Annotated in this window: 18 protein-coding genes and 1 pseudogene; 8 read left to right on the top strand and 11 right to left on the bottom strand. The window is 74.7% G+C overall.

The features are described 5' to 3' along the window. A pseudogene (locus KC207_RS15490) lies at positions 1–127 on the top strand (IS30 family transposase); the annotation flags it as partial. A 157-nt stretch (positions 128–284) separates the two neighbouring features. On the opposite strand, the gene purF reads toward KC207_RS15490, so the two are convergent. Both purF and KC207_RS15480 read right to left on the bottom strand, forming a co-directional pair. Continuing rightward, positions 285–1,901 carry an amidophosphoribosyltransferase gene (purF, locus tag KC207_RS15485; protein WP_211604216.1) on the bottom strand — a complete coding sequence of 539 codons (1,617 nt, stop codon included), beginning with the start codon at positions 1,899–1,901 and terminating at the stop codon, positions 285–287. A gap of 26 nt (positions 1,902–1,927) precedes the next feature. Continuing rightward, complete coding sequence (locus tag KC207_RS15480) at positions 1,928–2,170, bottom strand: hypothetical protein (protein ID WP_211604215.1); 243 nt, start codon at positions 2,168–2,170, stop codon at positions 1,928–1,930. A 148-nt stretch (positions 2,171–2,318) separates the two neighbouring features. Between KC207_RS15480 and KC207_RS15475 the strand changes: the two genes are divergently transcribed. The 4 genes from KC207_RS15475 to KC207_RS15460 all read left to right on the top strand — a co-directional run bounded on the left by KC207_RS15475 (position 2,319) and on the right by KC207_RS15460 (position 6,165). After that, positions 2,319–3,899, top strand: a complete 1,581-nt coding sequence (locus KC207_RS15475; protein WP_211604214.1) for a molybdopterin-dependent oxidoreductase — start codon at positions 2,319–2,321, stop codon at positions 3,897–3,899. A gap of 199 nt (positions 3,900–4,098) precedes the next feature. Beyond that, a complete protein-coding gene (locus KC207_RS15470) occupies positions 4,099–4,743 on the top strand; it encodes a fasciclin domain-containing protein (protein ID WP_211604213.1) in 645 nt (214 codons plus the stop codon). A gap of 22 nt (positions 4,744–4,765) precedes the next feature. Then, on the top strand, positions 4,766–5,368 hold the full coding sequence (sigK, locus tag KC207_RS15465) for an ECF RNA polymerase sigma factor SigK (protein WP_249138788.1): 603 nt from the start codon (positions 4,766–4,768) through the stop codon (positions 5,366–5,368). After that, the gene (locus KC207_RS15460; RefSeq protein WP_211604212.1) at positions 5,365–6,165 is read left to right on the top strand and encodes an anti-sigma factor; all 801 of its coding nucleotides are present in this window, start codon (positions 5,365–5,367) and stop codon (positions 6,163–6,165) included. The genes sigK and KC207_RS15460 overlap by 4 nt, the downstream gene beginning before the upstream one ends. Before the next feature lie 16 nt (positions 6,166–6,181). Here the strand turns inward: KC207_RS15460 and KC207_RS15455 are convergent, their stop codons facing one another. Together KC207_RS15455 and KC207_RS15450 are read right to left on the bottom strand one after the other, a co-directional pair. Continuing rightward, positions 6,182–7,048 carry an LLM class flavin-dependent oxidoreductase gene (locus tag KC207_RS15455; protein ID WP_367616054.1) on the bottom strand — a complete coding sequence of 289 codons (867 nt, stop codon included), beginning with the start codon at positions 7,046–7,048 and terminating at the stop codon, positions 6,182–6,184. Next, complete coding sequence (locus tag KC207_RS15450) at positions 7,045–7,422, bottom strand: sterol carrier family protein (protein WP_211604211.1); 378 nt, start codon at positions 7,420–7,422, stop codon at positions 7,045–7,047. The genes KC207_RS15455 and KC207_RS15450 overlap by 4 nt, the downstream gene beginning before the upstream one ends. Before the next feature lie 38 nt (positions 7,423–7,460). On the opposite strand from KC207_RS15450, the gene KC207_RS15445 reads away from it, so the two are divergent. After that, complete coding sequence (locus tag KC207_RS15445; protein WP_211604210.1) at positions 7,461–8,255, top strand: spermidine synthase; 795 nt, start codon at positions 7,461–7,463, stop codon at positions 8,253–8,255. A 34-nt stretch (positions 8,256–8,289) separates the two neighbouring features. Here the strand turns inward: KC207_RS15445 and KC207_RS15440 are convergent, their stop codons facing one another. The 6 genes from KC207_RS15440 to KC207_RS15415 form a co-directional block, all read right to left on the bottom strand. Continuing rightward, entirely contained in the window at positions 8,290–9,105 is an 816-nt protein-coding gene (locus tag KC207_RS15440) for a DUF1295 domain-containing protein (protein ID WP_249138787.1), read from the bottom strand. A 3-nt stretch (positions 9,106–9,108) separates the two neighbouring features. Further along, positions 9,109–11,244 carry a xanthine dehydrogenase family protein molybdopterin-binding subunit gene (locus KC207_RS15435; RefSeq protein WP_211604209.1) on the bottom strand — a complete coding sequence of 712 codons (2,136 nt, stop codon included), beginning with the start codon at positions 11,242–11,244 and terminating at the stop codon, positions 9,109–9,111. Further along, on the bottom strand, positions 11,241–12,242 hold the full coding sequence (locus KC207_RS15430; protein ID WP_211604208.1) for an FAD binding domain-containing protein: 1,002 nt from the start codon (positions 12,240–12,242) through the stop codon (positions 11,241–11,243). The genes KC207_RS15435 and KC207_RS15430 overlap by 4 nt, the downstream gene beginning before the upstream one ends. Next, positions 12,239–12,745: a 2Fe-2S iron-sulfur cluster-binding protein gene (locus KC207_RS15425; protein WP_211604207.1), complete on the bottom strand. Its 507-nt coding sequence runs from the start codon at positions 12,743–12,745 to the stop codon at positions 12,239–12,241. Before KC207_RS15425 ends, KC207_RS15430 begins: the two co-directional genes overlap by 4 nt. A 124-nt stretch (positions 12,746–12,869) precedes the next feature. Further along, the gene (locus tag KC207_RS15420) at positions 12,870–13,757 is read right to left on the bottom strand and encodes a GNAT family N-acetyltransferase (RefSeq protein ID WP_211604206.1); all 888 of its coding nucleotides are present in this window, start codon (positions 13,755–13,757) and stop codon (positions 12,870–12,872) included. Positions 13,758–13,815: 58 nt separating this feature from the next. Further along, complete coding sequence (locus KC207_RS15415; protein ID WP_249138786.1) at positions 13,816–14,268, bottom strand: MerR family transcriptional regulator; 453 nt, start codon at positions 14,266–14,268, stop codon at positions 13,816–13,818. Positions 14,269–14,321: 53 nt separating this feature from the next. Between KC207_RS15415 and KC207_RS15410 the strand changes: the two genes are divergently transcribed. Then, positions 14,322–15,374: an aldo/keto reductase gene (locus KC207_RS15410; protein WP_249138785.1), complete on the top strand. Its 1,053-nt coding sequence runs from the start codon at positions 14,322–14,324 to the stop codon at positions 15,372–15,374. Between the two features lie 97 nt (positions 15,375–15,471). On the opposite strand, the gene purL is transcribed toward KC207_RS15410, so the two are convergent. Continuing rightward, on the bottom strand, positions 15,472–19,374 hold the full coding sequence (gene purL, locus KC207_RS15405; RefSeq protein WP_211604205.1) for a phosphoribosylformylglycinamidine synthase: 3,903 nt from the start codon (positions 19,372–19,374) through the stop codon (positions 15,472–15,474). A gap of 154 nt (positions 19,375–19,528) precedes the next feature. Between purL and KC207_RS15400 the strand changes: the two genes are divergently transcribed. Next, positions 19,529–20,296, top strand: a complete 768-nt coding sequence (locus KC207_RS15400; RefSeq protein ID WP_211604204.1) for an SDR family oxidoreductase — start codon at positions 19,529–19,531, stop codon at positions 20,294–20,296. The last annotated feature ends 79 nt before the right edge of the window (positions 20,297–20,375 follow it).

Raw genomic sequence — 20,375 nt, 5'->3', positions numbered from 1 at the left:
CAAAGGCACCGACCTGTCCAAGCACACCCAGGAAGACCTCGACACCGTCGCCGACGGCCTCAACAACCGCCCCCGGATGACCCTCGGCTGGCACACCCCCGCCGAAGCCCTCGCCGACGTAGCCTGACACCCCCGTTGCACTCACCGATTGAATCCGCCGGGTGCTCACCTGCGTGTTGCCCGATCTCGACGGGAACGAGGGCGGCCGTGTGGGCGACGGCGCCTGCCGGCCCGATGCTCTTGCTGACGGGCGTCAGGGTGACGGGCGCGAGGACGGCCGGAGGTCAGGGGCGCAGGATCGCCTCGGAGGCGCCGCCGCCGGCACCGGTCGACACCCCGTCGACGTCGGTGAAGGGGCGGTCGACGAGCGTTCCCTGTCGCTGCGGGTGCCGCTCGCCGACGACCCGGCCCTCGGGCCCGTCGCCGGTCTCGATCGGCAGCTCCAGCTCGAGGACGCCCTTGCCGACCCGCCCGTCCTCGGGCAGGGCGACCGGGTAGACGCCGCTGAAGCAGGCCGTGCACAGCCGGTCACGCGGCTGCCCGGAGGCCTCGACCATCCCGTCCTCGGAGATGTACCCGAGGCTGTCCGCACCGATCGAGTTGCACACCTCGTCGACGCCGAGCCCGGTGGCGATGAGCTCGGCCCGGGTCGCGAAGTCGATGCCGTAGAAGCACGGCCAGCGCACCGGCGGCGAGGAGATCCGCACGTGGACCTCGGCCGCGCCCGCCTCGCGGAGCATCCGCACGAGGGCGCGCTGGGTGTTGCCGCGGACGATCGAGTCGTCGACGACGACGAGCCGCCGACCGCGGATGACGTCGCGCAGCGGGTTGAGCTTGAGTCGGATGCCGAGCTGGCGGATCGTCTGCGACGGGGCGATGAAGGTGCGTCCCACGTAGGAGTTCTTCACCAGGCCCTGGCCGTAGGCGATACCGGACTCCTGCGCGTACCCGATGGCCGCGGGCGTCCCGGACTCCGGCACCGGCATGACGAGGTCGGCGTCGACCGGGTGCTCGCGGGCCAGCGCGCGACCCATCTCCACACGGGCCTCGTGGACGACCCTCCCGGAGATCGTCGTGTCCGGCCGCGCGAGGTAGACGTACTCGAAGACGCAGCCCTTCGGCTGCGGCTGCGCGAACCGCTGGGAGCGCAGCCCGTCCTCGTCGACGGCGATGAGCTCGCCCGGCTCGACCTCGCGGACGAAGGAGGCACCGACGATGTCGAGGGCGGCGGTCTCGGAGGCGACGACCCAGCCGCGCTCGAGCCGGCCGATGACGAGCGGGCGGATGCCCTGGGGGTCCCGGGCGGCGTACAGGGTGTGCTCGTCCATGAAGACGAAGCAGAACGCCCCCCGCAGCAGCGGCAGCACCTCGAGGGCCGCCGTCTCGACCGTCCGGTCCGGGTCCTCGGTGAGCAGCCCGGTGACGATGGCCGTGTCCGTCGTGTTGCCGCGCGCCATCTCTCCACGGGCGCCGTCGACCCGGCGCCCGGCGAGGACGTCGCGCAGCTCCGCGGAGTTGATGAGGTTGCCGTTGTGCGCGAGCGCGACGGTGGAGCCGGAGTGCCCGTCGAGGGTCGGCTGGGCGTTCTCCCACGTCGAGCCGCCGGTCGTGGAGTACCGACAGTGACCGACCGCGAGGTGCCCCCGCAGCGAGGCCAGGGAGCGCTCGTCGAACACCTGCGACACCAGGCCCATGTCCTTGTAGACGAGGAGCCGCTTGCCATCGGAGGTCGCGATGCCGGCCGACTCCTGCCCGCGGTGCTGGAGGGCGTAGAGCCCGTAGTAGGTGAGCTTGGCGACGTCCTCGCCGGGAGCCCAGACCCCGAACACCCCGCAGGCGTCCTGGGGGCTCTTCTCGCCGGGGACGAGGTCGTGGCTGAGGCGTCCGTCTCCGCGTGGCACGCCCCGATTCTCACACAGCGCGGCGGTCAGGACCGACGGGACCACCAGTCGACCGCGAGGGCCACGAGCGCCGCGAGCAGCGCGAAGAGGCCGGCCCCGATGAGCCCGAGGTAGCCGACCGCCGCGCTGGGTCCGTAGGTGCCCTGGAGGGTCGACGGCTCCGGCTCGGCGAACCAGCCACCGGAGGCGAGCAGGGCACCGACGAGGAACCCGATGACGGCACCGGTGACGATGAACGGCAGGAAGCGCGGGCGGCGGGCGGACGACACGGTCCTTACGGTAGGCGACCACCGCCGCACCTCCCGCCGGGAGCCCGCGGGAGGATGGGTCCGTGACCGGTGGCCCACCCCGTCGAGCACGCCCCGTCCCCGCCGGGGCGGCACCATCCGTCCCGGCCCCTCGTTCCGAACGACGGTCATGACCACGACCACTCAGCCCAGCGCCACCCGGCGTCCGCGCCGCCCCTGGTACGCGGCCGGTACGCTGCTCGCGGCCGCTGCCGGGGCCGGCCTCGGCCACCTCGTCGCCGGCTTCGTCTCCCCCGAGAGTTCTCCGGTGCTCGCGGTCGGCTCGACGGTCATCGACGCCACCCCCACGCCCGTCAAGGAGTGGGCCGTCTCGACCTTCGGCACCGCCGACAAGCCCATCCTCGTCGCCTCGGTGACGGTTGTGACCCTCGTGCTCGCCGCGGCCGTCGGGCTCGTCGCCCGCAGCCGCCGCTCGCTCGGGCTCGGACTGCTCGGGGCGCTCGCCCTCCTCGCCCTCGCGGCCGCGGCCTTCCGGCCCACGAGCCAGCCGGTCGACGTCATCCCGGGCCTCGTGACGGCCGTCGTCGGGGTGCTCGCCGCCCAGTACTTCCTCGGCCTCCTCGACCGGGCCGGGGCGGCCGACGCCGACCCCGCCGCGGGCGCCGGGCCGGACCGCACCGCCCACCAGGACGGCCGGAGCGGACGGCGCACCGTCATCGCGGCCGCCGCGGGCCTCGGAGCCGTCGCCGCCACCGGTGGCGGGCTCGGCCAGACCGTCGCCCGCCGGGGCGCTCCCTCCGACATCGTGCTGCCGTCGCCGACGAACACGCTCGAGCCCCTCCCGCAGGGCCTGGAGGAGATGGTGCGCGGCATCACCTCCTTTCGGACCCCGAACGACGCCTTCTACCGGATCGACACCGCCCTCGTCATCCCCCGGGTCGACGCGGGGTCCTGGTCGCTGACGGTCGACGGCGACGTCGACAACCCCTTCGAGCTCAGCTACGCCGAGCTCCTCGAGCTGCCGATGATCGAGAAGGACATCACGATGACGTGCGTGTCCAACCCGGTCGGCGGCCCGTACGTCGGGGCGGCCCGCTGGCTGGGGGTCCCGGTCCGCGAGCTGCTCGAGCGCGCCGGCGTCCGCGGCGGCGTCGACCAGATCTTCAGCCGGTCGACCGACGGGATGACGATCTCGACCCCGCTCCAGGCGCTCATGGACGACCGCGACGCCCTCGTCGCCGTCGGGATGAACGGCGAGCCGCTGCCCCCCGTGCACGGCTTCCCGGCCCGGCTCGTCACCCCCGGCCTCTACGGCTTCGTCGGGGCCACGAAGTGGCTCACGCAGATGACGGCGACGACGTACGACGCCGAGCAGGCGTACTGGACCGAGCGCGACTGGGCCATCGACGCGCCCATCTACACGCAGTCCCGGATCGACACCCCGAAGCCGCTGTCGACGGTCGACGCCGGCGAGGTGACGATCGGCGGGGTCGCCTGGGCCCAGCAGCGCGGCATCGCCAAGGTCGAGGTCCGCGTCGACGAGGGCGAGTGGCGCGAGGCCGAGCTCGGGCCGGAGGCGAACATCGACTACTGGCGCCAGTGGTTCTACCGCTGGGACGCCGAGCCCGGCCGGCACACCCTCGAGGTGCGCGCCACCGACGAGGACGGGCAGACCCAGACCGAGCAGCGCCAGGAGCCCTTCCCCGAGGGAGCGACGGGCTGGCACTCGGTCGTCATGACCGTCGCCTGAGCCCCGGTCGCACCCCGGTCCGACGCCCTCGCCGCACCCGCGGCGGGGGCGTCGTCGTTCGTCCCGGCTCCGTTGTGCCGCAGCGTGACCGGATCGTGACCTCCGTCACGAAGATTTCCTCCCGGGGGCCAATCCACCGCCCTCGGGAGGCCGAACCACACGTGTACGAAGCAGAACCCCACCCGCAAGGAGACCTCCGATGCGCACCTCCCGTATGACGGTCGCCGCCATGGCGCTCGCCCTCCCCCTGACCCTCGCCGCCTGCGGCTCGGACGCCGACAGCACCGACGCCGGCGCCGAGAGCACCGCCCCCGCCACCTCCGCCGCCCCGTCCGAGAGCCCCTCGGAGGACGACATGGCGATGGACGGTCCGTTCGGCGCCGCCTGCGACGCGGTCCCGGCCGACGGCGCCGGCTCGTTCGACGGCATGGCCCAGGACCCGGTCGCCACCGCCGCGTCGAACAACCCGGTCCTCGAGACCCTCGTCACCGCGGTCGGCGAGGCCGGCCTCGGCGACACCCTGAACTCGGCCGAGGACATCACCGTCTTCGCCCCGACGAACGACGCCTTCGAGGCGCTCGGCCAGGAGACCCTGGACGCCGCGATGGCCGACCCGGAGGGTCTGCTCACCACGGTGCTCACCAACCACGTCGTCGAGGGCCGCCTGGCTCCGGACGAGCTGGCCGGCGAGCACGAGACGCTCAACGGCACGACGATCACCGTCGAGGGCTCCGGCGAGGACTTCACCGTCGACCCGGGCATGGCCAACGTCGTCTGCGGCAACGTGCAGACCGCGAACGCCACGGTCTACATCATCGACCAGGTTCTCGTCCCCGAGAGCTGATCCGTCAGCCATGATGGACCGCATGACAGCCGCCTCCTCGGACCCGCCCGTGACGGACTCCGAGGGGGCGGCTGCCCGCGGACCCGACCTGACGGACCTGCTCCGTCGGTCGGCCCGGGGGGACGAGGAGGCCTTCGCCGGCCTCTACGACGCGACCTCTCGCCGCGTCTACGGCCTCGTCCTGCGGATCGTGCGCGACCCCGCCATGTCCGAGGAGGTCACCCAGGAGGTGTACCTCGACGTCTGGCGGACCAGCGCCCGGTTCGACGCCGGACGGGGCACCGCGCTCTCGTGGCTCATGACCATCGCCCACCGTGCGGCCGTCGACCGGGTCCGCTCCAGCGAGGCGTCGCGCCGACGCGACGACGCCCACGCGAGCGCGACCCAGGAGGTCGACTTCGACGCCACCGCCGAGGCCGCACACACCTCCATCGAGGCCGCGAGGGTCCGCAAGGCCCTCGACACCCTCACCGAGGCGCAGCGCAGCGCCGTCGAGCTCGCCTACCTCGGGGGATACACCCACACCGAGGTCGCCCGGCTGCTCGACCTGCCCCTCGGAACAGCGAAGACCAGGATCCGGGACGGACTCATCCGTCTCCGGGACACGTTGGGAGTAACGGCATGAGCCCCGACCTTCACCACCTCAGCGGTGCGTACGCGGTCGACGCCCTCGACACCGACGAGCGGTCGGCGTTCGAGCAGCACCTGTCGCTGTGCAGTGCGTGCCAGTCGGACGTCCACGAGCTCACCGAGGCAGCGCACGCTCTCGCCGCGCTGACCGAGGCGGCCCCGCCCGCGTCGCTGCGGACCGCGGTGCTGGCCGGCATCGGGCAGGTCCGTCCGCTGCCGCCGCTCGTCGTCGACGACGCCGCGCAGCCGGTCGGCGGCGACGCGTCCACCGCCCCCACCCACGACGAGCCCGAGCCCGTGGCGGGCGAGGGCGCCGCAGTCGCCCGGCACGCGAAGGTCGTGCCGCTCTTCCGCCGCCGCACCACGTGGATCGCCGCCGCCGCGGCCGCCGCGGTGCTCGCCGTCGGCGGGGTCGGCGTCGACGCGTGGACCTCGCAGGAGCCCGAGCTGACGGCCGTCCAGGAGGTGCAGCAGGCACCGGACAGCTCGACCGTCACGAGCAGCCGCGGCGAGCTGTCCGCCGAGCTGACGTACAGCCGCGAGCTGGGCCGCTCCGCCATCTCGATGACGGGTGTCCCCCCGGCACCCGACGGGATGACCTACCAGCTCTGGTACGTCGGCACCGACGAGGTCGCCCGCTCGGCCGGGTTCATCGAGCCCGACGACGGGCGCGGCCAGTCGGTCCTCGAGGGCGACCTCTCCCGCGCGGCGGCCGTCGGTGTCACCGTCGAGCCCGCCGGTGGGTCCGACGCGCCGACGACGGAGCCGATCGTCGTCCTCGCCCTCGGCTGACTCCCCTCCCCGTCGGTCACCCGGCCGACCGCAGCGACCCCGCCACCTCCTCGAGGACGGCGGGGTCGCCCGCGTACGGGCCCTCGTCGCGCGGCCAGTGGCTCACGACGTCGGTGAACCCGAGCGCGGCGGCGCGGCCGGTCATCTCGGCGTAGAGGCCGGCGGACCCGAGGCTGAACCGCGGCGAGGAGTCGAGGGAGAGGTAGCGGGCGACCGGGCCCCGGCCGGCCTCGTCGAGCGCCTCGTCGAACCGCTCGACGAGGCCCGCCACGTGCGCGAACCACGCGTCGAGCGTGTCGCCCTTCCCGCCGTAGGTCACCCAGCCGTCGCCGTGCCCGGCCGCGAGCCGCAGTCCCCGCGGGCCGTTCGCGGCGACGAGCAGCGGGACCCGGTGCCGGACCGGTCCGGGCAGGGTCCGCGCGTCGCGGGTCGTGAACCAGTCGCCGTCGTGGTCGACGTGGTCCTCGCGGAGCAGCCGGTCGAGCAGGGGGACGAACTCGTGGAAGCGGTCGACCCGCTGCCGCAGGGCGAGGTCGGACCCGAGGAGCCGGGCGTCGAGGTCACCGCCGGTCCCGACGCCGCAGAGGAACCGTCCGTCGGTGAGGTCGTCGAGGGTGATGACGTCCCGCGCGTAGGTGTACGGGTGGTTCTGGTTCGGCGACGACACGAACGTGCCCAGCCCGATCCGCCCGGTGACGCCGGCTGCGGCCGCGAGCGTCGGCATCGCCGAGCGCCAGGGGCTGTCCGGCAGGCCGCCCCACACGAGGTGGTCGTAGGTCCACGCGTGGTCGAAACCCATCTCCTCGACGGCCCGCCAGCGCGGCGCCGTCTGCCGCCACGGCTCGTCGGTGAGCAGGACGACACCGTGCCGCAGCCCGCTCACGGCCGGTCCCCCCGGGTCAGGGGCAGCAGGGCGGACAGGTCGGCCCGGGTGCCGCTGACCCGCAGCGCCCCGCTCGCGAGCGCGTCGGCCCACGTCGTACGGCCGATGACGAGGAGCAGCCACGTCTCGGCGTCGGTCTCGACGACGTTCGGCGGGGTGCCGCGGGTGTGCCGCGGTCCCTCGACGCACTGGACGACGCCGTACGGCGGGACGCGGACCTCGACGCTGTTGCCGGGGGCGCGCTCACCGAGCTCCTCGAGGGTGAACCGGACGGCCGTGGCGCGGGTGGAGCGGTCGATGCCCTCGGCCTCGGCGCGCCACGCGGCGAGCGCGGCGCGGCCCTGGTCGGGGCTCGTTCGACGGCGGGGCGGCATGGACCCGACGCTACCGGGACACCGTAGTCTCGGCTGGCGTGGGCGCGCGGTTCGAGGACGAGGACGGGGTCGTCACGGTCGTCCTCGACGGGCACCCGCAGTCGGCGGTCGACCTCGAGGACCCGACGGTCCTGGCCTTCGAGTACGTCCAGCACCTCGCGCTCGCCGTCGACGTCCTGGCGCCCGAGGGGCGGCTGCGCACGACCCACGTCGGCGGCGCCGGGCTGACGCTCGCCCGGTGGCTGCACCACACCCGTCCCGGGTCGCCGCAGATCGTCCTCGAGCCCGACGCCGACCTCACCGACGCCGTCCGGCGCGAGCTGCCGCTGCCGCGCGGGCACCGCATCCGGGTGCGCCCGCAGCGGGGGGAGGAGGGGGTCGGGGCGCTCGCCGACGGCAGCGCCGACCTCGTCGTCCTCGACGCGTACGCCGACGGTCGGGTGCCGGGGGCGCTCGTGACCACGGAGTGGCTGGCGGACGTCGCGCGGGTGCTCGGGCCCGACGGCCTGCTCCTCGCGAACCTCGCCGACGAGCGGGGACTGAGGTGGGTCGCCCGGGTGGTCGCGGGGGCGCAGGAGACGTTCGGGAACGTCGCACTCGTCGGGCTGCACGAGGTGCTCAAGGGGCGGCGGTTCGGCAACGTCGTCCTCGTCGCGTCGCCCGCCCCGCTGCGGCTGTTCGACCTGCGCCGGGCGTGCGCGTCGGCCCCGCTGCCGACCGGGGTGCTCACGGGTGAGGACGTGCTCCGCAAGGTCCCCGGGAGCCGTCCGTTCACCGCCGAGGACCCCGAGTCGTCCCCGGAACCCCCGCACCGCGACGGCTGGCGCCGCTGACCCATCGGGCCCGATCTCGACGCGGCGGCGGACGTCAGCGCGAGCGCGGCGGGCGGGGGAGGAAGAACGCGACCCGGTCCTGGTAGTCGCGGTAGGCGGGCCGTTCCTCCATCCGGTCCTCCGTCCGCTTGGCGCCGGTGGCGTACACGAGGAAGTAGGACATCGCGATGGGCGCGGGGACGGTCCAGCCGCCGGGTGCGGAGGCCGCCGCCGCGAGCCAGGCCCCGTCCCAGACGAGCGAGTCGCCGAAGTAGTTGGGGTGCCTCGACCAGCCCCAGAGACCCGAGTCGAGGATCTCCGGCGCCTCCTCCCCCGCATCCTTCGCGCGCTGCTTCTCGGCCGTGAAGGCGGCTTTCTGGCGGTCGGCCACGGCCTCGACGACGCCACCGAGGACCATGACGCCGAGCCCCACGGGGAAGAGCCATCGACGCCGGCCGCGCGGCAGGGGGCTCGCGGCCGCCAGCTGGAGCGGCGCGGAGACGAGGATCTGCGCGAGCGCCTGCGTGCCGAAGACCTTGGCGACGACGACCGGTGTCGGGTCGCCCTCGAGGAACTCGGTGTACCGCTCGTCCTCCTCGTCCGCGCCGCGCAGGCGGCCCAGCATGAGCCGCTCGAGCCGCGTGGCCCAGGCCGTCGTCGCCGCGGCGAGCGCCCAGCGGCGCCACGGGTCGCCCCGACCGACGACGGCCCCGGTCACGGCGACCGCCGCGAGGCCCGGACCCCAGACCCCGTCGGCGTAGTCCCGCCGACCGCTGCGGACCGCGACGACGACCGTCGCGGCCTGGAGCGCGCCGACGACGGCGGTGGACACCCCGACGACCCGGCGTAGGTTCCCCCGGTCCACGGCCACGGCTCAGCCCTCCCCGAGGAAGCGGTCCGCGGTGACGGGCAGGTCCCGGACCCGTACCCCCGTCGCGTGGTACGCGGCGTTGATCACGGCGGCCGCCGTCCCGACGATGCCGATCTCCCCGATGCCGCGCGCCCCCATCGGGGTGAACTCCTCGTCACTGCCCTCGAGCCAGTCGGCGTCGACGTCGAGGACGTCGGCGTGCGACGCCACGTGGTAGGTCGCGAGGTCCTGCGTCACGACGTGACCGAAACGCGGGTCCCGGACGGACTCCTCGTGCAGCGCGCTCGACAGACCCATGACGAGCCCGCCGACGAGCTGGCTGCGCGCCGTCGTCGGGTTCATCACGCGCCCGACCGAGTACATCCCGAAGAGCCGCGGGACCCGGATCTCGCCGGTCCGGCGGTGGACCCGCACCTCGGCGAACACCGCGCCGTGGGAGTGGAAGACGTGGTCGCCGTTCAGCGGGTCGTCGGCGGCCGAGGCGGTGAGGGAGGCGCCCGGGTCCGGGGTCCGACCGTGCTCGTGGAGGAAGGCCTGCGCGGCCGCGCTGACCGCCGACCCCCACGAGGCCGTCCCCGACGACCCGCCCGCCACCGACGCGGGCGGCAGGCTCGAGTCGGCGACCCGGAGCACGACCGCCGCGGGGTCGACGCCGAGGGCGTCGGCCGCGATCTGAGTGAGCACGGTCCGCGCCCCGGTGCCGATGTCGACGCAGCCGATGGCCACCTCGAACCGTCCGCCGTCGAGCGCCGTCACGCGGGCCTCGTTGCCCGGCATCCGGTAGCCCGGGTAGGTCGAGACGGCCATCCCGGTGCCGACCCGCCACTCGCCGTCGAGGGTCGCCCCGGCCTGCGCGGGCCGGTCCGCCCAGCCGAACCGCTCGGCGCCCTCGCGCAGGCACTCGACGAGGCGGTGGTCGCTGAACGGCTTGCCGGTCTCCGGATCCCGTTCCGGAATGTTGCGCACCCGCAGCTCGACGGGGTCGACGCCGCACGCGACGGCGAGCTCGTCCATCGCGACCTCGTGCGCGAAGATCCCCGGCATCTCGCCGGGCGCGCGCATCCACGAGGGCACCGCGACGTCGAGGACGGCGAGCCGATGGCTCGTGCGTCGGTTGGCGGCCGCGTAGAGGGACCGGGTGCCGACGGCGGTCTGCTCGGCGAACTCCTTGACGGCGGCGGACTGGGCGTACGCGCGGTGCTCGATGGCGGTGAGCCGGCCGTCGCGGTCCGCGCCGAGCCGCATCCGGGAGACGGTCGCCGTCCGGTAGCCGGTGAGGGCGAACATCTGCTGCCGGGTCACCGCGAGCGAGACCGGCCGGGGGGACGTCTCGCGGGCGGCGAGCGCGGCCACGACGACGTTCGCGTGCGGCAGCCCCTTGCTGCCGAACCCGCCGCCGACGTACGGCGCCGTCACGTGCACCTGGTCCTTGCCCAGCCCGACCATCGGCGCGATCGTCGACGCCACGCCGTGCACGCCCTGGGTCGAGTCGACGAGCCGCAGCACGACCCCGTCGTCGTCGCCCTCGTGCCACCGCGCGATCGTCGCGTGCGGCTCCATCGGGTTGTTGTGCTCGTACGGCGTGCCGTAGGACGCGTCGACGACGACCGCGGAGCCGGCGAGCGCCGCGTCGACGTCCCCGTCGTCGCTGTCGGTCTCGAACGCCGGGTTCACCGAGTCGGGCCGGTAGGTGGCCCCCTCGACGGTGAACGCGGCCGCGTGCGGCTCCGCGCGGTAGGAGACCTCGACGAGCGCGGCCCCCTCGCGCGCCGCCTCGGAGGTCTCGGCGACGACGACGGCGACGATCTGGCCCCGGAAGTGCACGCGGGCGTCCTGCAGGACGGCGAGCTCGCCGTCCTCGGTGTCCTCGAGCCGCGGCGCACTCGTGTGGTCGAGCACCCGCAGGACGCCGTCGTGCGCGAGGGCGGCGGAGGCGTCGACCGCCTCGACCTCGCCCTTGGCCACGGTCGACTGCACGAGCCAGAGGGACAGCGGGTCGCCGAGGCCCTCCTCGTCGCGGTGCTCGACGGCGTAGCGCGCCCGGCCGGTCACCTTCTCCGGGCCGTCGACCCGGGCGAGCCGGGTTCCGACGGATCGCACGTCGAGCGGGACGGGGACCTGTTCCACGGTGTCGGTCATGCGTCCTCTCCCTCCACGAGCGCCAGCAGCGTCTCGACGGTGGCACCCCGCAGCATGGGGACCTTGTAGGTGGTGGCCTCGCTCGTCTCTGCTTCGGCCAGCTCGGCGTCGACCGCCGCGGCGACCGCCTGCTCGTCGACGGGTCCGCAGCGCAGCGCCTCCTCGGCACGCCTCGCCCGCCACGGCGCGTGGGCGACCCCGCCCCAGGCGAGCCGGACGTCCTCGACGACGCCGCCCGCGGTCCGGACGGCGGCGGCGACCGACACCAGGGCGAACGCGTACGAGGCCCGGTCGCGCACCTTGCGGTACGTCGAGACCGCCGCGAGGTCGGTGAGGGGGATCTCCACGCCCGTGACGAGCTCGCCGTGCGCGAGCGTCGTGTCGCGCTGCGGTTCGTCGCCCGGGAGCCGGTGCAGGTCGGTCGACGGCATCCGCCGCTCACCGTCCGGCCCGAGGACGACGACCGACGTGTCGAGCGCCGCCATCGCGACGGCCATGTCGGACGGATGGGTCGCGACGCAGTGCTCGCTCGCCCCGAGGACGGCGTTGTAGCGGCCGTACCCCTCGAGGGCCGAGCACCCGGAGCCCGGCTCGCGCTTGTTGCACGGGGTCGTGACGTCCTGGAAGTAGACGCAGCGGGTGCGCTGCAGGAGGTTCCCGGCCGTGCTGGCCTGCTGGCGGATCTGGCCGGATGCTCCGGCGAGGAGCGCGCGCGAGAGCCCCGGGAGGCGGGAGCGGACGACGGGGTGGGCCGCGAGGTCGGCGTTGCGCACCGTGGCCCCGACGCGCAGCACGGTGCCGCGGTCGGTGTCGTGGGTGGCGACCTCGTCGAGCGGCAGCCGGCTCACGTCGACGAGCCGCCCGGGGCGCGCCACCCCGAGCTTGAGGTGGTCGACGAGGTTGGACCCACCGGCGAGGAACATCGCGTCCTCGTCACCGGCGACCGCGGCGACCGCCTCCTCCGGCGTGGACGGCCGGACGTAGTCGAGAGCCCTCACGAGCGGGCCGCCTGCCGGACGGCCCCGAGGATCCCCGGGTAGGCACCGCAGCGGCAGAGGTTGCCGCTCATCCGCTCCCGGATCTCGTCGTCGTCCAGGTCGGGCTCGGCCCCGAGGTCGGCCGTGACGTGGCTGGGGTGGCCCCGCTTCGCCTCGTCGAGCATCCCGACGGCCGAGCACACCTGGCCCGGGGTGCAGTACCCGCACTGGTAGCCGTCGTGGTCCAGGAACGCCTGCTGGACGGGATGCAGCACGTCACCGTCCGCGAGCCCCGAGGCCGTGACGACCTCCGCCCCGTCCTGGGCGACGGCCAGGCTGAGGCACGTGAGGTGGCGCCGCCCGTCGAGGAGGACCGTGCAGGAGCCGCACTGGCCGTGGTCGCACCCCTTCTTCACCGTGGTGACGCCCAGCCGCTCCCGGAGGGCGTCGAGAACGGTGGTGCGGGTGTCCACGTCGAGTCGGTGCTCGACACCGTCGACGGTCAGGGTGATCGGAACGTCCATGGGTGCCGTCTACCCGGGGTCGTGGACGTCCAACCCCTGCGCAGCGTCTCCCCCGGGTCGAGGTCCGGCAACACGCAGGTCGTCGCTGGTCGTTCGTCTGCGTTTCGCCCGATCTCGACGCGGGTCACCCGGCGCGGCGGACGTCCCGGACCGGCTCCGCGGCGACGAACCCCGCCGCCTCGTACGTCGCGACGGCGCCGGTGTTCGCGGTCTCGGCGCACACGAGGGCGCTCGAGGCACCCGCGTCCCGGAGGACGGCGGCCGCGGCGAGGCAGACGGACCGCCCGTACCCGTGCCCGCGGTGGGCGTCGTGCACCCCCATCGGCTCGAGGAGTCCCGGCCGCCCGGCTCCCGCCGTCCAGACCGCGGCGCACGCGACGGCCGCCCCCGCCGCGTCGCGCCCGGTCACCGCGGTGACGTCGGCGGCGAACGGGCCGGCCGTGAGCGTGTCGAACCGGTCGCGGACGAGCCGGCGGTCGTCGTCGGTCACGACGTCACCGTGGAAGGCCGACAGGTGCACCTCGACCCAGTCGTCGGCGGTGTCCGGGCCGACGACCTCGAGCCGCAGGTCGACGCCCGGGACCGGGTCCCGCAGGTCCCGGTGCAGCGGCGTCCAGGGCTCGTCGTCGACCCAGCCCCTCTCCTTGAGCGCGGCGAGGAGCAGCGGGCCGCCGCGGGCCTCGACGACCGCCTCGCCGGACGGCAGCACCCCCCGGGCGGGGTCGTCGACGTCCTCGGCCATCCGGCGGGCGAGGTCGGCGTCGGTCCCGAGGTGCGGGTCGACCGCGGTGCGCAGCAGGTCGTCGCCGTCGAGCAGCCCGACCGCGACGACCCGCCCGCCCACCCGCCAGACCCGGAGGGCGGCCGCCGTGGCAGCCGGACCGAGACGGCCGTACCACCCGATGTCGCCGGGATGGAGCTGGAGCGGTCCGTCGTCGCGCTGCCAGCCCCCGACCGCGTCGGTGACGGATCGCAGGTCGGCCGTGGCGGGCGTCGACATCGTGAGGTCCATGGCCCTCACCCAACCCGACCGGCCACCACCCGTCGACCGGTTTCCCCGGGCCGCCGGGTCAGCCGATGCGCGCGGCGGCGTCGAGCGGGACGGTGTCGCAGTCGAGCCGCTCCCCCCGCTCGGCGGCGGCGTAGTGCGCGATCTTCCCGTCGAGGACGGCAGCAGCCCGTTGCAGCTCGGCGATGGCCGCGCCGACGGTCCGCCGGTGCTCCTCGAGGAGGGCACGTCGCTCCGGCACCGTGCCCTGGCCGTCCCGCACCATGCGGGTGTAGCGGCGCACCTCCTCGAGAGGCATCCCGGTGGCCCGCAGGCGCAGCACGAAGACCGTCCACCCCAGGTCGTCGCGGGTGTAGACCCGACGCCCCGTCGACGTACGCCGGACCGGAGGCATGACCCCGGCGCGCTCGTAGTAGCGGAGGGTGTCGACGCTGACCCCGGTGGCTCGCGCGGCCTCGCCGATCCCGACGAGGTCGTCCGTGTCGAGCGGGGCGGCGGCCGTGGGAGTGCTCACCACTCCACCCTAAAACTTGACCTGGAGTGCACTCCAGGATGTGTGCTGGACCCATGAGCACCGACACACAGGCCATGCCCACCGCCCCGCTCGGCCCCCGCGGACCCGTCGTCACCCGGCTCGGCCTCGGCACGATGACCTTCGGGGCGGAGACACCCGAGGCCGAGGCGCACGCCCAGCTCGACGCGTTCGTCGCCGCCGGTGGCACCTTCGTCGACACCGCGGACGTCTACGCCGGCGGGGAGTCCGAGCGGATCGTCGGCCGGTGGCTCGCGGACCGGGGAGCCGACGTCGTCATCGGCACCAAGGGGCGCTTCGCCCCGCCCTCCGGGTCGGCGGGCGCCTCGCGACGAGCGCTCGCGCGGGCGGTCCAGGGATCGCTCGACCGCCTCGGCGTCGACGCCCTCGACCTCTACACCGTGCACGGCTGGGACGACCACACCCCGGTCGAGGAGACGCTCGACGCCCTGAGCAGCGAGGTCCGGCGCGGCCGGGTGCACGCCATCGGGTGGTCGAACGTCACCGGATGGCAGCTGGGTCGCATCATGGCGACGGCCCGGCTCGGCGGCTACGTCGTCCCGACGGCGGTACAGCCGCAGTACAACCTGCTCGACCGCACCATCGAGCTCGAGATCGTCCCGGCGGCGCTCGCGGAGGGCATCGCGCTCACCCCGTGGGGGCCCCTCGGCGGCGGCTGGCTGACCGGCAAGTACCGGTCCGACGAGCGGCCGTCCGGCGCGACCCGGCTCGGCGAGGACCCGCACCGCGGCGTCGAGGCCTACGACGTGCGCAACACCGACCGGACGTGGCGGGTCGTCGACGCCGTCCGGTCCGTCGCGGCCGCGCACGACCGGCCCATGGCGCACGTCGCCCACGCGTGGCTGCTCAGCCGACCCACGGTGGCCTCGGTCCTGCTCGGCGCACGGACCACCGAGCAGCTCGCCCAGAGCCTCGAGGCCGCCACGCTCGAGCTCTCCGCGGACGACCTCGCCCTGCTCGGCGACGCGAGCGCGCCCGGCCTCCCGTCCTACCCGTACGGGATGGTGCAGGACGCCTGTGGTGTCGACGTGTGGCGCCGGCTGGGCACCGCCGCGCCCACCGACTGAGCACGGCCGTCACCGTGTGGAGGATCTCGGGGGTCACCACCCCCGGGATCCTCCACACGGAGCCTTCCCGACGCGGGACCCGCCTGGGCGGGCGACCTCAGCCCACGAACACCCGCGCGTTGCGGAACATCCGCAGCCACGGGCTCTCGTCCTCGACCGCCGCGTCGGTCCACGACATCTGGGCGTTGCGCGAGACCCGCTCCGGGTGCGGCATCATCGCCGTGAACCGGCCGTCTGTGCTCGTCACCGCGGTGAGGCCGCCCGGAGACCCGTTCGGGTTGAAGGGGTGCGCCGTCGCGGGCTGGCCGTGGTGGTCGACGAACCGGGCGACGCGCTGCACCGCCCGCTCGTCCCCACGGGCGGTGAAGTTCGCGAAGCCCTCGCCGTGCGCGACGGCGATCGGGAGGCGGCTGCCGGCCATCCCGGTCGTGAGCACCGACGGGGAGTCGAGCACCTCGACGAGCGTGAGCCGCGCCTCGTACTGCTCGGACCGGTTGCGGGTGAACCGCGGCCACGCCTCCGCGCCCGGGACGAGGTCGGCGAGCGCGGCGAACATCTGGCAGCCGTTGCAGATGCCGAGGCCGAACGTGTCGTCCCGGTGGAAGAAGTCCCGGAACATGTCGGTGAGCCGCGGGTTGAACAGGACCGAGCGCGCCCAGCCCTCGCCCGCCCCGAGCGTGTCGCCGTAGGAGAAGCCGCCGGCGGCGACGAGGCCCCGGACGTCGGCGAGGTCGATGCGGCCGGTCTGGAGGTCGGTCATGTGGACGTCGTAGGCGTCGAACCCGGCGCGGTCGAGCATGAAGGCCGTCTCGACGTGGCTGTTGACGCCCTGTTCGCGCAGGACCGCGACCTTCGGCCGCACCCCGGTCGCCACGAAGGGCGCGGCGACGTCGTCGGTCGGGTCGAAGGTGGGAGCGACGACGAGGCCGGGGTCGTCGTCGGCGCCGACCGCGGCGTGCTCCTCGTCGGCGGCCCCGGGGTTGTCCCGCAGCACCGAGACCCGCCACGACACCTCGTCCCAGGCCTGCGCGAGGTCCCGGACCCGCTCGGAGAGCAGGTCGACGCCGTCGACGCGGACCCGGACCCGGCGCTCGCTGACGGTGTGCCCGACGACGGAGACGACGTCGTCGCCGAGCCCGTGCGCCGCAAAGACATCACGCACCACCTCGACGTCCCCCGTGGCGACACCGAAGACCGCGCCGAGCTCCTCGGCGAAGAGCGCGGCGACCGACGGCACGTCGAGGTCCAGGCCGCTCCCGCCGGCGAAGGCCATCTCGCAGGCGGTCGCCCACAGCCCGCCGTCGGACCGGTCGTGGTACGCCGTGACGAGTCCCCGCTCCCGCAGGTCGACGAGGGCGGACGCCAGGCCGAGCAGCCGCTGCGGGTCGTCGAGGTCGGGCACGTCGTGGCCGAACGCGCCCGACACCTGGGCGAGCATCGAGCCGCCGAGCCGGTCCCGTCCCGCGCCCAGGTCGACGAGGACGAGGGCCGACCCGTCCCGCAGCTGCGGGGTCCACGTGCCGCGGACGTCGGGGAGCGAGGCGAACGCGGTGACGACGAGCGACACCGGCGAGGTCACCTGCTTCGCCTCGCCGTGGACGTCGGTCCACCGGGTCCGCATCGACAGGGAGTCCTTGCCGACCGGTACCGAGACCCCGAGCGCCGGGCACAGCTCCATCGCGACGGCGCGGACGGTGTCGTAGAGCGCGGCGTCCTCGCCGTCCTCGCCGCAGGCGGCCATCCAGTTGCACGACAGCTTGACCGCGGAGAGCGTCGGGACCGGTGCGGCGAGGAGGTTCGTCAGCGCCTCGCCGACCGCCATCCGGCCGGAGGCGGGCGCGTCGACGGCGGCGAGCGGCATCCGCTCCCCGCTCGCCATCGCCTCACCGGCGAGGCCGACGTGATCGGCGAGGGTGACGGCGACGTCGGCGACCGGCACCTGCCACGGGCCGACCATCTGGTCGCGGTGGGTGAGCCCGCCGACGGTCCGGTCGGCGATCGTCACGAGGAAGCGCTTGGAGGCCACGGTCGGGTGCCGCAGGACGGCGTACGCCGCCTCCCGCGCGTCGAGCGCGTCGACGTCGAGGGCGTCGCCGGACCGCGGCACGCGGACGACGTCGCGGGTCATCCGCGGCGGCTTGCCGAGCAGGGTCTCCATCGGCATGTCGATGGGACGGTCCTCGCCGGGCACGTCCTCGGGACCCTCGGCGAGGACTAGCCGGCCGTCGTCGCGGGCGAGGCCGACGACCGAGTGCGGGCACCGCTCCCGCTCGCAGAGCGCGGCGAACCGCTCGATCGACTCCGGCGCGACGGCGACGACGTAGCGCTCCTGCGACTCGTTGCACCACGCCTCCTTCGGCGCGAGCCCGGACTCCTCGAGCGGCACCGCGGAGAGGTCGAAGCGGGCGCCGAGACCGGCCCCGTCGACGAGCTCCGGGAAGGCGTTGGACAGCCCGCCGGCACCGACGTCGTGGATCGCGAGGATCGGGTTCTCCTCGGGACCGAGCGACCAGCAGTGGTTGACGACCTCCTGGGCGCGCCGCTCGATCTCGGGGTTGCCACGCTGCACCGAGTCGAAGTCGAGGTCGGCGGCGTTCGCACCCGCGGCCATCGAGGACGCCGCGCCGCCGCCCATGCCGATCCGCATGCCCGGCCCACCGAGCTGGACGAGCAGGGTGCCGGCCGGGAAGGTCACCTTCTCGACGAGGTCGGCGCTGATCGTGCCGAGCCCACCGGCCGACATGATCGGCTTGTGGAACCCGCGGTGCACGCCGTCGACGGTCTGCTCGTAGACGCGGAAGAACCCACCGAGGCCCGGGCGTCCGAACTCGTTGTTGAAGGCCGCGGCGCCGATCGGTCCCTCGACCATGATGTCGAGCGGGCTCGCGATGTGGCCGGGTGCGCCGTACTCGGTGCGCTCCCACGGCTCGTCCGTGCCGGGCAGGCGGAGGTTGGACACGGCGAACCCGGTGAGGCCGGCCTTCGGCTGCGACCCGCGACCCGTCGCCCCCTCGTCGCGGATCTCGCCGCCCGCCCCGGTCGCCGCGCCGGGGAAGGGGCTGATCGCGGTCGGGTGGTTGTGCGTCTCGACCTTCATGAGGACGTGCACCTCGTCCTCGCGCCCGCGGTAGGGGCTCGGGCCGTCGGTGCGCTCGGGCAGCCAGCGGGTCCGCGCGCCGCCCACCATGACCGACGCGTTGTCCTCGTACGCGACGACCGTCCCCGCGCCGGCGACCTCCTCGGTGTGCCGGATCATCCCGAAGAGGGAGCGGCTCTGCGCCTCGCCGTCGACGACGAAGTCGGCGTTGAAGATCTTGTGCCGGCAGTGCTCGGAGTTGGCCTGCGCGAACATCATGAGCTCGACGTCGGTCGGGTTACGGCGCAGCCCGGTGAAGGCCTCGACGAGGTAGTCGACCTCGTCGTCGGACAGCGCGAGCCCGAAGTCCCGGTCGGCCTCCTCGAGGGCGTCCCGGCCGCGAACGAGGACGTCGACGTGCGCCATCGGCTCGGGCTCACGGGCGTCGAAGAGGCCCGCCGACGCCTCGACCGACGGCAGGGCCGACTCCGTCATCCGGTCGTGGAGGAGCTGCGCGCACGCGACCCACTCCTCCTCGGTGAGCGGGCGGGCCGACCCGATGACGTACTCGGTGACCCGCTCGACCCGGCGGACGCCGACGCCGCAGCTGTGCGCGATGTCGGTCGCCTTCGAGGCCCACGGGGAGAGCGTGCCGAGCCGGGGCGCGACGACGACGGACGTCGTGTGCGCGGCGGCGGGCGGCTCCAGCGCGGGGTCGCCGTAGGCGAGCAGCGCCCCGACGGTCGCGCGGGTGTCGTCGGTGAGCGGGCCCTCGCTCGCGACCCAGTGGACGAACCGCGCGGTCACCGACTCGACCCCGGGTACGGCGACCCGCAGCCGGGCGAGGGCGCCGGCGGCGCGGAAGCGGGAGAGGGCGGAGCCCCCGGGGACGGTGGTCAGCACGAGGTCGTGCGACGGGGCCATGGGCGGGGGTCTCCGTGGGGTGCGCGAGGGTGGCGGCTGCCGGGACCAGGCTACCGGCGTGCGGGGCGCCGGGCCGGGCCGCCCGGACCGTGGCGCCCGGGCGCCCGGCGTGGCAGGCTGACCGACCTCGGAGGTGCCGGGTCGAGGAGGGGTCGTGCGAGTCGTCGTCCTCGGTGCCACCGGCGAGATGGGAGGCCTCGTCGTCGACCTCCTCGGCGCACGCGGGCACGCGGTCGTCCCGGCGTCCCGCGCGAGCGGGGTCGACGTCCTCGCCGCCGGCCTCGCCGACGTCCTGCGCGGCGCCGACGCCGTCGTCGACTGCCTGAACGTCGAGACGCTCTCGCGGCGGGAGGCCGTGTCGTTCTTCGGGGGCACGGCGAGCGCGGTGACGACCGCCGCCCGCGACGCCGGCGTCCCGCACCTCGTCCTGACGTCGATCGTCGGGACGACCGACCCGGCCGTCTCCCGCTCCACCGGCTACTACGCCGGGAAGGCGGTCCAGGAGGAGACCCACGCCGCCGCCGCGGTTCCCGTGAGCGTCGTCCGCTCGACGGCGTGGTTCACCCTGGCCGAGACCTTCCTCCGCCAGGTCCGCATCGGCCCCGTCGCCGTCGTCCCGCGGATGCGCCTGCGGCCGGTGCACCCGGCGGCCGTCGCCGACCTCCTGGTCGAGGTCGTCGTGTCCGGGCCCTCGACCGGACCGGCGGTCACCGACGGACCCGCCGTCCACGAGGTCGCCGGACCCGACACGACGGACTCCGCGACCATGGCGCGGGCGGTCGCCACCCGGGACGGCGAGGGCGTCCGCGTCCTGTCCTTCCCCGCCCCGTTCCGCGGGATGCGCCACGGCCTCCTGCCGGGGCCGACGGCCCGCCGCGACGAGCGCGGATTCGCCGACTGGGTCTCGCGCCGCTCCGGGTAGGGACCTCTCCGGTTGGGCCCGCGGACGCCGCACGAGAAACCTTTCCGCCGCCCGTTCAGTGTCGGAATTCCCGTGGCTA

The sequence above is a fragment of the Phycicoccus avicenniae genome (assembly GCF_018139485.1).
In the GTDB taxonomy this organism is placed as follows: Bacteria; Actinomycetota; Actinomycetes; order Actinomycetales; family Dermatophilaceae; genus Phycicoccus; species Phycicoccus avicenniae.
Note: the sequence above shows the minus strand (reverse complement) of the source record. Positions and strands in the feature narration are given on the sequence as shown.

Bases quoted from the DNA above. Each gene is read 5' to 3' on its own strand.
- KC207_RS15470 (WP_211604213.1), top strand. From the start codon at position 4,099: ATGCGCACCTCCCGTATGACGGTCGCCGCCATGGCGCTCGCCCTCCCC.
- KC207_RS15475 (WP_211604214.1), top strand. From the start codon at position 2,319: ATGACCACGACCACTCAGCCCAGCGCCACCCGGCGTCCGCGCCGCCCC.
- purL (WP_211604205.1), bottom strand. From the start codon at position 19,374: ATGGCCCCGTCGCACGACCTCGTGCTGACCACCGTCCCCGGGGGCTCC.
- KC207_RS15425 (WP_211604207.1), bottom strand. From the start codon at position 12,745: ATGGACGTTCCGATCACCCTGACCGTCGACGGTGTCGAGCACCGACTC.
- KC207_RS15450 (WP_211604211.1), bottom strand. From the start codon at position 7,422: ATGCCGCCCCGCCGTCGAACGAGCCCCGACCAGGGCCGCGCCGCGCTC.
- KC207_RS15435 (WP_211604209.1), bottom strand. From the start codon at position 11,244: ATGACCGACACCGTGGAACAGGTCCCCGTCCCGCTCGACGTGCGATCC.
- KC207_RS15420 (WP_211604206.1), bottom strand. From the start codon at position 13,757: ATGGACCTCACGATGTCGACGCCCGCCACGGCCGACCTGCGATCCGTC.
- sigK (WP_249138788.1), top strand. From the start codon at position 4,766: ATGACAGCCGCCTCCTCGGACCCGCCCGTGACGGACTCCGAGGGGGCG.
- KC207_RS15460 (WP_211604212.1), top strand. From the start codon at position 5,365: ATGAGCCCCGACCTTCACCACCTCAGCGGTGCGTACGCGGTCGACGCC.
- KC207_RS15410 (WP_249138785.1), top strand. From the start codon at position 14,322: ATGAGCACCGACACACAGGCCATGCCCACCGCCCCGCTCGGCCCCCGC.